Source organism: Vagococcus fluvialis bH819 (assembly GCF_900163795.1).
In the GTDB taxonomy this organism is placed as follows: Bacteria; Bacillota; Bacilli; order Lactobacillales; family Vagococcaceae; genus Vagococcus; species Vagococcus fluvialis_A.
This window is the reverse complement of the sequence record NZ_FWFD01000015.1, coordinates 283,212-296,617: the sequence shown is the minus strand read 5'-3', so window position 1 is coordinate 296,617 and position 13,406 is coordinate 283,212. Positions and strand designations below refer to the sequence as shown.

General features: G+C 34.1%; 14 protein-coding genes. 1 reads left to right on the top strand and 13 read right to left on the bottom strand.

The genetic code is table 11. From position 1 onward, the window contains the following. Positions 1-113: 113 nt before the first annotated feature. From FM121_RS11020 to FM121_RS10985, 8 genes are all read right to left on the bottom strand, one after another. Complete coding sequence (locus FM121_RS11020; RefSeq protein ID WP_086952216.1) at positions 114-491, bottom strand: VOC family protein; 378 nt, start codon at positions 489-491, stop codon at positions 114-116. Position 492: 1 nt separating this feature from the next. Beyond that, positions 493-1,110 carry a GyrI-like domain-containing protein gene (locus FM121_RS11015; RefSeq protein ID WP_086952215.1) on the bottom strand — a complete coding sequence of 206 codons (618 nt, stop codon included), beginning with the start codon at positions 1,108-1,110 and terminating at the stop codon, positions 493-495. Positions 1,111-1,122: 12 nt separating this feature from the next. After that, positions 1,123-1,512 carry a DUF3224 domain-containing protein gene (locus FM121_RS11010; RefSeq protein WP_086952214.1) on the bottom strand — a complete coding sequence of 130 codons (390 nt, stop codon included), beginning with the start codon at positions 1,510-1,512 and terminating at the stop codon, positions 1,123-1,125. Between the two features lie 53 nt (positions 1,513-1,565). Beyond that, positions 1,566-2,567 (bottom strand): helix-turn-helix transcriptional regulator, encoded by a 1,002-nt coding sequence (locus FM121_RS11005; protein WP_256958451.1) that lies wholly within the window; start codon positions 2,565-2,567, stop codon positions 1,566-1,568. 8 nt (positions 2,568-2,575) lie between these two features. Beyond that, positions 2,576-3,298: a putative ABC transporter permease gene (locus FM121_RS11000; RefSeq protein ID WP_086952212.1), complete on the bottom strand. Its 723-nt coding sequence runs from the start codon at positions 3,296-3,298 to the stop codon at positions 2,576-2,578. 3 nt (positions 3,299-3,301) lie between these two features. Then, entirely contained in the window at positions 3,302-4,480 is a 1,179-nt protein-coding gene (locus FM121_RS10995) for an iron-containing alcohol dehydrogenase (RefSeq protein ID WP_086952211.1), read from the bottom strand. Further along, positions 4,467-5,375 carry a DUF2877 domain-containing protein gene (locus FM121_RS10990; protein ID WP_086952210.1) on the bottom strand — a complete coding sequence of 303 codons (909 nt, stop codon included), beginning with the start codon at positions 5,373-5,375 and terminating at the stop codon, positions 4,467-4,469. The genes FM121_RS10995 and FM121_RS10990 overlap by 14 nt, the downstream gene beginning before the upstream one ends. A gap of 87 nt (positions 5,376-5,462) precedes the next feature. After that, positions 5,463-6,404, bottom strand: coding sequence for a 2-dehydropantoate 2-reductase (locus FM121_RS10985; protein WP_086952209.1), 942 nt, complete (start codon positions 6,402-6,404; stop codon positions 5,463-5,465). 136 nt (positions 6,405-6,540) lie between these two features. On the opposite strand from FM121_RS10985, the gene FM121_RS10980 reads away from it, so the two are divergent. Beyond that, positions 6,541-7,437: a LysR family transcriptional regulator gene (locus FM121_RS10980; RefSeq protein WP_086952208.1), complete on the top strand. Its 897-nt coding sequence runs from the start codon at positions 6,541-6,543 to the stop codon at positions 7,435-7,437. A gap of 14 nt (positions 7,438-7,451) precedes the next feature. On the opposite strand, the gene FM121_RS10975 is transcribed toward FM121_RS10980, so the two are convergent. From FM121_RS10975 to lpdA, 5 genes are all read right to left on the bottom strand, one after another. Then, positions 7,452-8,504: a PTS sugar transporter subunit IIC gene (locus tag FM121_RS10975; protein ID WP_086952207.1), complete on the bottom strand. Its 1,053-nt coding sequence runs from the start codon at positions 8,502-8,504 to the stop codon at positions 7,452-7,454. Positions 8,505-8,682: 178 nt separating this feature from the next. Continuing rightward, positions 8,683-9,948, bottom strand: a complete 1,266-nt coding sequence (locus FM121_RS10970; RefSeq protein WP_086952206.1) for a dihydrolipoamide acetyltransferase family protein — start codon at positions 9,946-9,948, stop codon at positions 8,683-8,685. A gap of 25 nt (positions 9,949-9,973) precedes the next feature. Next, positions 9,974-10,960, bottom strand: a complete 987-nt coding sequence (locus FM121_RS10965) for an alpha-ketoacid dehydrogenase subunit beta (protein ID WP_086952205.1) — start codon at positions 10,958-10,960, stop codon at positions 9,974-9,976. A 25-nt stretch (positions 10,961-10,985) separates the two neighbouring features. Continuing rightward, positions 10,986-11,972 carry a thiamine pyrophosphate-dependent dehydrogenase E1 component subunit alpha gene (locus FM121_RS10960; RefSeq protein WP_086952204.1) on the bottom strand — a complete coding sequence of 329 codons (987 nt, stop codon included), beginning with the start codon at positions 11,970-11,972 and terminating at the stop codon, positions 10,986-10,988. 18 nt (positions 11,973-11,990) lie between these two features. After that, entirely contained in the window at positions 11,991-13,403 is a 1,413-nt protein-coding gene (gene lpdA, locus FM121_RS10955) for a dihydrolipoyl dehydrogenase (RefSeq protein WP_086952203.1), read from the bottom strand. Positions 13,404-13,406 lie beyond the last annotated feature (3 nt).

The window sequence follows — 13,406 nt, the reverse complement described above, 5'->3', positions numbered from 1 at the left end:
ACAACAAAAATTAATGTATAAACTAAAGTTTTTATTTAACGAATTAAATATTTGGGTTTTTATCCAAAAAAAGAGGATTATTCTGTAAATCCTCTCCTTTAAATTAAATTCTTTTATTCATTCACAAATAAACTAATTATATTACCATCTGAATCTCGAACCAAGCCATAATATTGTCCCCACGGAGCAGACCACGGTTCTCTAACAACTTCATAACCAGCAATTTTTATTGATGCTACCAAGTTGTCAACTTCATTTTGACTGTCACATAAAAAGGCTAATTCAACTTTATCTCCAGTTTGTTCTGGTTCAAAACCTAAAACACTAGTAATCATCTCTTTAGTATTTAAAGAAATACGAACCCCTTCATTTTCAAGCTCTACATAGGCTTCGTTTTCATTGCCTATCATAATTTTTAATCTCAATAAGGAATAAAAAGCAATTGCCTGCTTCATATCATTTACAATAATTCCAACCATATCTAATTTCATTTTATTTCTCCTTTAGTTTATACCTTAGTAAGGTCTTTCTTTTCTCAGGCATGACTCTCCTAAAATCCGAAAGATAAATTTCACGGTGAGCATATTTTCCCATTATCCAATCTTTTGAGTCATTTGTTTTTTCCAGAAATTGATCCATTTTTTTGAATGTTTCAATTTCTGTATCAAAAGAACCTATATGAATACTTTGAATTACAGTGCCTTCTTCATATGTTTCAAAAACAATCTCTTTGACCAATTCATTCCTTTTTTTAAGGTGAACTTCTTTAATAGCCACTTGAACCATTTCATCAGTGACAGACTCTGGTTGGCGGATCATCATTCGATAGACAAGAGCATCCTTATTCAAGTTTTCATCCTTTGATCCATCACTAGTCGTCCAAACTCCTTCCAAAGGATAAACCGTATATTCAAATCCTTGTTTTTTTAATGTCATTCTTAACGAATAAGAAACACTATACAAAGCTTCTATCTGTTCTAAATAATGGCAATTATTGTTAGGATCCCCCATACCTTCCAAGATTAAAAAAGATTGTTTTTTAATTTGTCTAATATCAATTCCTTTAGGAAGATACAGTTCTTTTTCTTGTTTACGCCATTCATACTTCATTATTTTTTCCTCCTAATTAATCATAAGATTTAATAGCATTCCCTCTTCAGCAGGTTCATATGTTCCTTTTCCAGAAATACCTATAAAATCACCTGTTCCAGTTCCTGTTATAACTTCTACCTTCGCTTCATATTGATTATCAATAAAACTTCCCTTGTCCCTTAAGATAAATCGGCCTTTTCTTCCATTCATTTCACCATCAAAAATCATGAAACCTTCAAAAACACTTGATGATTGATGACTATTTTCTTTGTTATAATTTAAGTAAAGAATGGTATAATCAACATTAATTTTACCAGTTAGCTCTCCCTCAATATCATAAACAGCTCTTGCATGAGCAATTTTTTCCTCAATAGTAAATTCTTCTTGCCAATCGTTAACTTTAAACAGACTTTTTCCCACAAATAAACACCTCTACCTTTTTTTGATAGCCCTAGTGTAACAAAAGCTCGTGACTACATTATGTCATATTGACTTAATATATTTTGAGCACCCTTGATTATTTCTAATTTTAGAGAGTCTGGTGATAAAATTTTAACCTCTCCACCAAAACTTAATAACATCTCAACTAGCCATTTTTCTTTCGGCATTTTTTTAATAACCATCATACAATCTTCTAATTCCTCAATATCTTCTTCTAAAAAGGTATCGTAAACTTTCGCCTTAACCGAATAATTAAATGATAAGGATACTTCTTCCATTATCACAGTTTGGCTAAGAGAAGTATAAAAAGTTTCTAAATCAGATTTTTCAATCATTCTACGCCGCTCTTCTTTAAATATTTCTGTTAACATTTGAGTATTTCTGATTCTGCTTATTCTAAAAAGGCGTTCTTCCTGTCGTAACTGACAAAAACCAAAAAGATACCAAACATGAGATTTACAGATTAAATTAATCGGTTCTACTTTCCGGAATGTGGTTTCACCACTATAACTAGTGTAGTTAAAAGAAATAACGCACTTATTTTCAATTGCTTTTTCGATGTCTGTCAAAACAAGTTGATTAGATTTCCATAAACTGAGATCGAAAAAATATGGTGAACTACTTGGATTTTTTTGAACTAAATAGGCCATTTTTTGACTTAATTCTTCTATTTTAGGATGCTGATAACTTGACGCTAGACTTTTACTTAAATCATAGATGATTTTCTTTTCCATATCTGAAAAAAGCAGTGAATTTAATTGATACTCTTCAGCAATATAAAAGCCGCCTTGCGTTCCTTTTTTTGAATATATTGGAATGCCAGCTAGACTAAGTGTATCGATATCTCGATAAATCGTCCGAACAGAGACATGATACAAATCTGCTATTTCTTTAGCTTTAAGATATCTTTTAGAAAGTAATGTTACTAGAATAGACATCAAACGTTCAATTTTCATATAATACCTCCAAATAAAATAAAAGCTGTGGCATAAAGTGCTATCTTTATGCCACAGTCCATTTTTGATTCCATCCAAACTTATACTTATTTTTTTAATTTAAAATTAGGGTAATTTTTAACAATCCGATGGAGATTTCGATGTTTTAATTGTGGTTTTTTGTTTTTTAAGTGCTCTAATACGACTCTTCGACTAAGCGATTCTTCTGCATTAATAAATAAATGCTTCAATCGATATTCTTTTATTACCGCATTTTCACTATCAGAAGTATCTACAAAATTCTCCACTTCTTTTTTAGTTGTCACTGTGAAGAATAATGTTGTTATAACATCCAGTAAAAAAAATACAAACATAATCACAGGTAACCAACCATTAGAAACATCAAATAGAGCCATTATCAGTTTTTCGATTTCTGGATGAATAATTTTAATTAAAAATAAACAACCAATCCCCCAAAAAAGAGAGACTGGGACAGCTACTCTTCCTTGAATATTCAGTGGGACTTGACGATAGTCCCATAATTCCATTTTAAATACTTTTTCTAATAAAAAACTAGTTATATATTCTATAATAGTTACTATCACTACAATATTAAAATATAAATTCAACATCGTGCCATATTCTTTCGGAACTAGTAGTAATACCGAAATCACACCAAAACCATAAACTGGACAGTAAGGTCCTAATAAGAAACCACGATAAACAAAATGTTTAGCTTTGAAAGAACAAAATAAACTTTCCCATAACCACCCAATGATTGAATAAACGATAAATACTGTAAATAACTGTAATAAATTATTAGTAATCATTGATTAATACATTTCAACCAAAGAGTCTGTAAAGATAGCCAATATATCTTTTTGAGTTAATGGAACAAAAGTCCCTTGATCCATCGTTTTATGTTTCACTGTCTGACTGGCCATTTCATCTAATAAACTGTCATCAATTCCAACTTCTCCTAAAGTCATTGGTATCCCCCACGATTTAAATGATTGATAGGTTAGTTCGATTGCTTTTTCAGCCATTAGCATTTGATTATTTGTTTTTTCAATATCAAACACTCGATGTCCAAATTCTGCAAATTTACCGACTGTTTTTTCATTTAAACAATATTTCATCCATCTTGGCGTAATAATGGCTAAACCAATTCCATGAGTAATATCATAGTATGCACTTAATTCATGCTCCATCCCGTGACATGACCAAATACCTGCTTTTCCAGAACCAGTTAAGCCGTTTAATGCCAAAGAACTTGCCCACATTAAATTAGCACGTGCTTCATAGTCTTCTGGATTTTCTAAAACAAGTGGTGTGTAATGGTAAACTGTACGCATCAGTCCTTCAGCAATACCGTCTTGAACCATAGTGTCTGTTGTTTGATTGAAATAATTTTCAAATAAGTGACTTAAAATATCTGCTGATCCTGCCATCGTTTGGTATTTAGGCACTGAAAAAGTATAACTTGGGTCTAAAATAGATACTTTTGGTGCTAAGTCGCGCGAACCAAAACTTAATTTTTCTTTTGTTTCTAAGTTAGTTATTACAGAACCACCATTCATTTCTGAACCTGTTGCAGCAATCGTCAAAATCGACACAATTGGTAATGTTTCTCCCACTAAACTACTGTCATTTGTGAAGTCCCATGGGTTTCCTTCATAGAACGTTCCAGCCGAAATTGCTTTAGAACAATCAATAGTTGATCCACCCCCAACCGCTAGAATTACATCAATTTTATGTTCACGACATAACGACACACCTTTTTTAACCGTTTCAAGTCTTGGATTAGGCTCAATTCCTGCCAGTTCAATCACATTAAATTCCGAACCTAATTTTTCTTGAATGTCAGCATATAAACCATTTCTTTTTATACTGCCGCCTCCATACGTCAATAATACATTCTTTCCAAAAGGCGCTAGTACATCGACTAATTTTTCAATTTGTCCTTTACCAAATAAAATATTTGTTGCTGCTTGAAAATTAAAATTCTTCATGAGAAAAAGCTCCTTTATTTATTTTTTCTAATTGCTCTAAACTTAATTCAACACCTGAGAGAATACCAGCTAAGATATCACTTCCGGAAGAAGAACCAACACTTAAAATTTCTTCAACACTTTTAGTGAGTGTTGATATAGATGCTCCACTGTACAAATCTGATAGAAAGCGACTAATCGGTGTTAGTGATTTTCCTTTAATCGCTAACAAAAGTTGATTTTGACTAATTAAATTTGTTCTGCCTTTCCCTCTATCTACTAATTTATTTACTTCACTAGTTAGATAAACATTGGGATAGTGGTGGCTATTAATAACTAAGAGAAATCCTGTTATAAAATCATCTCCGGAAGGTGTTAATCCATGACCTAAACCAATTAATGAAGAAATTGCTACTCCCAACATAGTTAAGTCTTCTTGTTGCCATCCCTTTTTCAGGTTTTCTCGACCATCCATCAAAAAGTGATGCATTACTTTTTCTACCTCGTTTGGGTAATTTTTACGATAAAATCCAACGGTATCCAGATTCGTTTCCAATAAATAATTAATTATTTCCACGTGTCTTTTTATCTCTTCATGCTTAGTTTCAGGAAACAAAAGAGGGATTGCTTCTATTGGGCTTGCCTGGCTCACGTTTATTTCTATCCTATCGTCTACTAAGATTTTTTTTTCTAGTTGGGACACTATCATACCAACTTCTAATCCTAGATTAGCTATATTAAAAGTATCTATTTTAATCATTTGAGGGCCGTCAAAAATAGTCGGTGTTGCAATAGTTATAATTCGCTGTGTTTCCGTTTCTACATTAAATGTTCTCTCAAACACACTATGAATTTTGCCAAAAATTTTTTTATCTGCTAAATCATCTGAATAAGTTAATCCTTGTATTTTAATCATACTATGTCCCCTTTATTTCCCTATTGTACCACTAATAAGCAAACAAAAAAAACTCATTCCTAACAAAAAGAATGAGTTTTTTCATAATTATTTAGCACCTAATATTTGTTCTTTAGCATGAATTAATTGTGTTAAAAATAAACAGTAGGGTGTCTCAATATTGTATTGTTTTCCTTTACGAACAATAGCCCCATTAATGTAATCAATTTCTGTTAAGCGATTATTAATGATTAAATCTTGGTACATTGATGGGTGATGTAAACCTATTGTTTCACGGTTATAGCATGATTTAATTTGAGTTAACACCTCATCTATATTTAACTCAGCTTTCTCAACGGCTGCAACTGCCGCAAATTCAGCCACAATGCTTTTTACAATATCATCAGCCACATTAGTTTCACCAAAACCTGCCATGTTTGAATCTAAAATCGTGCATAAACCATTCATGGTTCCATTGACACAGGCTTTTTTATAAATTGATGATAGGATATTATCTGAATATTTAGCATTTAATTTGGCTTCATTTAAGCAAGCAATGACTTCTTCAGCTGCTCCTTTTCCGTCTTCACCTAAGTTTTGTAAATCAATGGAGCCATTACCAAATAATTTAGCTTTCCCAGGTCCTTCTAATCCTGCTGTCCACATTGTATTCCCTAAAATAATGTTACTTAAAGGAACATATTTTTTGATAACGTCTTCATGTCCAATACCATTTAACAAACATAATACTTTAGTATTTTGACCAATCATACTTTTAATTTCTTGTAGCATATTATCTAGTTGCATTGCTTTAGTAAAAAGAATCACCAGATCAGCAGAAAATTCAATATTTGATACTTCATTCTGATGGTATACCGGAATCTTTTCTACAATTTCTTCTCCGTTAAAATTAGCTTTTAATCCCTCTTGATTGATACAATCGATATGCTCTTGCCAACCATCAACTAAAATCACATTATTTTTAGCTTGATGGAGCATTAAACCAAATCGGCTTCCCATAGCGCCTGCTCCTGCAATTATAATATTCATATAAAAACACTCCTTATTTTTTATTTTAGTATACTTTATTCTAATAAGAAAACAGCATAAATTCAAATTTTTTATGGTATTATAAGTAATAATAGATAGTATAATTTAGCTTATTTTAAGATGGAAGGTGCCTGTTTTGAATATTCAACAACTTAAATACTTTATCGAAATTGCTAATACTAGAAACTTATCTGCTGCTGCAAGAAATTTATTCGTAACCCAGCCAACATTATCTTTGGCTTTAAAAAAATTAGAAGGCGATTTACGAACTACTCTTTTCACACACACTGATAAACCTTTTCAATTAACCAAAACTGGCCTTTATCTTTATGAACATGGACAAACAGTTGTGGAAGAATTTGATCAATTAATCACAGATATTCATTTAATGGATGACGAATCCAAAACAGTCAAGAAGAAAATACGATTAGGTATTACTACTCTTTTCTCTGTTCAATTTATGAAAGAAATTTCTGCTTTCCTATCTTCCCATCCCCATGTTGATTTGATCATTAAACAAGATGGCTCACCTTACTTACAACAAATGCTTGTAGATAGTGAGATTGATATTGGTTTAATTTCTTTTCCTAATCTCCATCCAGAAACACTCTCGATTGAAGCTTTAGAAACATCTACTAGAGGCTACCATGTTTATGTCGTTATTCCAGAAAACAATCCGCTCTCTAAAAAAAATATTCTCACATTTAAAGATCTACAAGGTCAACGTTTTTCATCACTCACAACAAATTTTATGTTAGGTAGATTACTTTTAGACCGATCCAGTAAATTTGGTTATGAGCCTGATATTATTTTACATAATGATGATTTACAAGTGTTACTCCATAGTTTACGTAAAAATAATTCTATCTGTATTTTACCTATTGAATACCAAGAAGTTGGTAAAAGTGATGGCTTGATTTGGGTACCACTAAAAGATCAATATGATTATTTTCCCATCGGAATTGCTCTTAAAAAGGACGCCCATGTCACAAAGGATATTAAAGACTTTATCGAGATTATTAAGAATAATTAATAATCTCAATTTTTTTAGCCTTGGTATTTAAAAACTACATTACTATCATACAGTTTCAAAACTTTTTCAAATAAGAACTTTGAAAAAAGACCTGCTGCAATTGGAACAATAAACCATGAAACAATTAATAACATTACATTAAGACCAGCGTCTAAAGAGGCTAAAGGACCTACTAGCCCGACTAATCCAAACCCGGCTGAATTTGGCGTACCTGAGATGTTAAATAGTGCAACAGGAATGGCTGAGATAGCTGCGGTTACTAAGCATGGAACTAAAATAATTGGATACTTAAACAGATTAGGCATCATCATCTTCATACCACCCAAAGAAACTGCAAGTGTCACGCCTGATTCATTTACTTTCCAAGAATTAATAACTAAAACGATTGTTGTCGCTGCAATTCCCATAGCTGCTGCTCCCGCAGATACACCGTTCAATTGAATAGCCATCCCAATTGCCACTGTTGTAATTGGTGAGATGATAAGAGCTGCAAAAGAACAAGCTATCAGTATACTCATAATGATTGGTTGGAAGTCAGTAAAGTTATTGATAACTTTTCCAATCGCCACCGTAATTTGTGTGACATAAGGGTACATCAACATCCCTGCTAAACCAGCACCAATTCCCACAACAATTGGTAAAGCGATAATTTCAACAGAACCGAACTTAGTATCAATCCAAAGCATCATTAATACTGCGATTGAAGCTGTTAGCATAATATTGATAATATCTCCCGTACCGGCCGCAATAAAGCCCCCGACCTCTGGATTGAACTTAATCACTCCTGAACCAGCAAAAGCTGCACCACCGACAATCATCATCTTCGGTGGTGTTAAATCAAATTGTTTGGCGATTAATGCTGCAATAATAAGTGCTGTTCCAACTTGGAAAATTTGCGCCGCATGAATAATCATTTCTACTACTTTAATATCTGCAAAGTATTTTAAAATTGCACCTAATACAGCATTGGGAATTAACGCTATGATTGTTCCTTGCGCTGTTCCTGTCAATAACTTATTAAAAAAAATTTTTGGCGTCATTTTTGTTTTAACCACATCATTTGTCATGTTAAAAACCCCTAATTGTATAATTTTTTTACAACAAATTTATTAAGTTTAACATTGAGAATCATTGCACTATTGAAATTTAAGGAAGAAGAGGCTAACTTTAAGGTCATCCTCTTTTCCTAGTTTATTACTATTTTGAAAAAGCTATCACTCATTTAGAGAAAAACAAACTTATTTTTTAATAAATGTCTGAATCACTTATAAACCTTGCTAAATTTTCTTTGACATCTTTCAAGAATTTTCCAGCTTGTTGGCCATCTAAAATTCGGTGATCAATTGATAGACAAAGATTAACCATATCTGCTACTTTAAAGCCGCCATCTTTAGTTGGTACCACACGTTTGTTAATTGATTCCACTTGTAAAATCGCTGCTTGAGGGTGGTTGATAATGCCCATCGATTGGACTGAACCTAAACTACCAGTATTATTCAACGTAAATGTTCCACCTTGCATATCTTGACTCGCTAATGAACCTTGACGAACATCTGTAGCTAATCGATTGATTTCTTTTGTAAGTCCAGCAAGAGAATAGTTATCTGCTTGATGAATAACTGGAACAAATAAATGATCATCAGTTGTTACAGCAATCGATAAATTAATATCTTTGTGATAAACAATATTACCATCCTGCCATGATGTATTCATTTTCGGGTTTTTCTTCATGGCTTGTACAACAGCTTTAGCAAAGAATGGGAAGAAACTTAATGGGATACCTTCTTGTTTTTTAAAGTCTTCTTTGACACTATTTCGTAAATTAACAATATTCGTTACATCAGCTTCTACCATAATCCAAGCATGAGGAATTTCATTGACACTTTGAACCATCTTCTTAGCAATAGCTTTTCTAACGCCATCAGCAGGAATGATTTCATCCTTAGAATTGGTGACAACTGGTTTGGATTGTGACAGTTGAACGGGAACTTCTTTTACAGCTTCCACTACTGTTTCAACAGGTGCGACTTCCACATTTGGTACAGAGCCAGGAACAAAATTCATGATATCTTTTCTAGTTATTCGCCCTTCTTTTCCAGTCCCCACCACTTGAGTTAAATCAATCCCTTTTTCTTGTGATAATTTTAAAACTGCAGGTGAAAATCGGCCAGCATTTTTTCCAGCTGGTTTAGCTGGTGGCGTTGATTTTTCAGCTACTATCGCTTCTGTAACATCCGTAACTTCTTCTTGTTTTAATGCTCCATTTACTCCTTCGACTTCTAAAGTCATCAACACCGTTCCGATTGGATAATCAGTATCTAAATTAACGATTAATTCTTTTACAATCCCATCAAAATCAGATGGAACTTCTGTTGTTACTTTATCAGAAACAACTTCCATTAAAGGAGCATAGCGTTTTACGGAATCTCCTGGTTGAACTAGCCATTGAATAACTGATGCTTCTGTGACACTTTCCCCTAAATGAGGCATTAATATCTCTTTGATTGCCATATCTATCTTCCTCCTAAAATCAAGATTAAAATTCTGCCAAGTCTTTCATCGCTTGAGTCACCTGCTCTTCATTGACTAAAAATTCACGTTCAAGAGGTAGCGCATAGCCCATACTTGGTACATCTGGTCCAGCTAAACGTTGAATTGGCGCATCTAAATCAAACAACGCATCTTCTGAAATCATCGCTGCAATCTCACTAATAACCGCGCCTTCTTTGTTGTCCTCAGAAATTAATAAAACTTTCCCTGTTTTTTTAGCTGCTTTTACTAATGTTTCTCGGTCTAGCGGATACAATGAACGAACATCTACCACTTCAGTTTCAATACCCTCTGTTGCTAATTTTTCAGCTGCAGATATAGCATATTGAAGCATCATGCCGTAAGCAATAACAGTAATATCACTACCTTCACGAACAACATTTGCTTTATCAATCGGTACAACGTAATCTTCTGCAGGCACATCAGCCTTTAATAAACGGTACAATCTTTTATGCTCATAGAAAATGACTGGATCATCTGATCTGATAGCTGCTTTGATCATACCTTTTGCATCATAAGGATTAGAAGGTGTCACCACTCTTAATCCGGGTTGACCGCAAAATATTTTTTCAGTTGATTGTGAGTGATATAATCCACCACGAACCCCACCACCATAAGGCGTACGATAAACGATGGGTGCTGTCCAATCGCCTTTTGTACGATAACGCATGGTTCTAGCTTCTGATAAAATTTGGTTGGTTGCTGGTAAAATATAATCAGCAAACTGGAATTCACCAATTGCCCGGTAACCTCTTAACCCAAGCCCAATTGTTAAACCACCAATTAAGCCTTCTGTTAGCGGTGTATTAAAACAGCGATCATCTCCAAATTTTGCAGCAAGACCTTTAGTAACTCCAAAAACGCCACCCTTATCGCCACCTACATCTTCTCCAAAAATAACAACTTTTTCATCGCGAGCCATTTCTTCTGTAATCCCCAAATTAATTGCTTCTAAATATGTCATTTCAGTCATTATCGTCAATCCTCTCTCTTATCAATTATTTTGCGTAAACTTCGTCATATAATGAATCAGCCGTTGGTTCTGGCATTTTTTCAGCTTCATCTGTTGCTAGATCAACCTCTGCTCTAATTTCTTCATCCATTTTGTCTAACTCTTCTTGTGTCATATATTTTTCGGCAAGTAATTGCTTAATCATTGCATCAATTGGATCTTTTTCTTTCATTGATTCAATTTCTTCTTTTGAACGATAAATGGTTTGATCATCATCAGCCGAGTGAGAGGTTAAACGAGAGACACGAAGTTCAATTAATTTGGGCCCTTTACCAGCTCGAGCCTCTTCCACAGCCTTCTTAAATGTTAAATAAACTTCAGTAAAATCATTCCCATCAACAGAAATGCCTTCAAATCCGTAACCATGAGCACGATCTGACATGTATTTATTAGCATATTGTTCTTTAATTGGAACAGAAATGGCATATTTATTATTTTCTACCACAAAAATTAATGGTAATTTTTTGACACCAGCAAAGTTCATCGCTTCTTGAACCTCACCTTGGTTAGCCGAGCCTTCACCTGTTGTTGTTAAGGTGACAAAATCACTTTTTTCTAGTTGAGCCGAGTAAGCTACCCCTGTTGCAAGTGGCATTTGCGTACTTACAGTTGAAGCAAACGACACTATATTATGCGCTTTAGAACCATAATGATTCGGCATTTGACGAGCATGTGATGACGGGTCTGCCTCTTTACCAAAAGAGCCCATAATAATATCTTTAGGAGTCATCCCCCATACAAGGCAAGCTGTCATATCACGGTAATAAGGTAAGAAATAATCTTTACTTGGTTCAAAAGCCATTGCCATTGCTACTTGAGCAACTTCTGCTCCTTGGCCTGAAATATTGAAAGACGTTTTTCCAATTCTTGTTAATTGCCATAAACGTTCATCTAATCGACGACCTCTTAAAACTTCACGGTACGCTTGAATAATCTCTTCTTTACTTAAACCAGATTTTTTTAATGTTTTCATTTACAATCAACCTTTCTATTATTTATGAATGGCCAAGCCATAAGTGTCTAATGCTGCTTCTTGGAGCGCTTCTGTTAACGTTGGATGAGGATGAATTGCTTCCCCAATTTCTAAAGGTGTCGCATCTAGATACATCGATGTACTTGCTTCTGTAATTAAATCTGTTGCATGAGGTCCGATAATTGATACGCCTAATAAATCATCGGTTTCTTCATCTCTGATTACTTCCACAAACCCTTCATTTCCACCATAAACTAAAGCCTTACCATTACCTGCAAAATTAAATTTACCAATTTTTACTTTTCTATCTTTTGGCACATTGTCTTTCACATAACCCACACTTGCGACTTCTGGATTCGTATAGACTCCTCTAGGAACATTTGTATAGTTAATTGGTACGACCTCTTCTTGAAGTAAATGAGCGACTGCTAACTCGCCTTCTTTCATTGCCACGTGAGCAAGTTGCATTGTGTCAATACAATCGCCAATCGCATAAATATGCCCTTCTGTTGTTTGGTAGAATTCATTCACTTCAATTCCTTTATTGCCAAACTTAACAGATGTATTTTGAAGCCCAAAACCGTTCACATTTGGCGCACGTCCAATAGCAACCATTACTTTATCCACAGTTAATTTTTCTTTTCCTTCGATTGAAACTTTGACACCCTTTTTACCAATAATTGCCGACTCAACTTTGCTGCTAAGCAAGATGTCAATACCCTTGTCTTTTAGGCTTTTCTTTAATTGTCTTGAAACAGAAGAACTTTCATTAATTAATAAGCGATCTAAAAATTCTACAATAGTGACTTTTACACCTAGACTGTTTAAAAGTGATGCCCATTCAACACCGATGACGCCACCACCAACAATCACTATTGACTTTGGTAATGTTTCAAGTTCTAGCATACCGTCTGAAGAAAGGATATTTTCTTCATCTAGAGGTAGGTTAGGGAGCGTTTTAGGTGATGATCCTGTGGCAATAATCACATTTTTAGGAACGATAATTTCTTCTTCTTTGCTTTTATCATTAAAAGTAACTGCAACCGCACCAGATACAGGTGAAAAAATAGAGGGACCTAAAATTACACCTTCCCCTTCAAGAATTCTGATCTTATTTTTTTTGCAAAGTCCCATCACACCAGAATGTAATTGGTCGACAATTGATTGCTTTCTCTCTTGAATTTTTTTGAAATTAACGACATATTCATTGTTCGATTCTATGCCAAATATATCTGATTCTTTCATCGTGTCAAAAACTTCTGCACTCCTAAGTAAAGCTTTTGTTGGGATACATCCTTTGTGTAAACAGGTACCACCAAGTTTGTATTTTTCAACAATCGTCACATTCAGCCCTTTTTGAGCAGCTCTTATTGCAGCCACATAACCTCCTGTGCCACCACCTAAGACGAGTAAATCTGTTTGTTCTGCCATTTT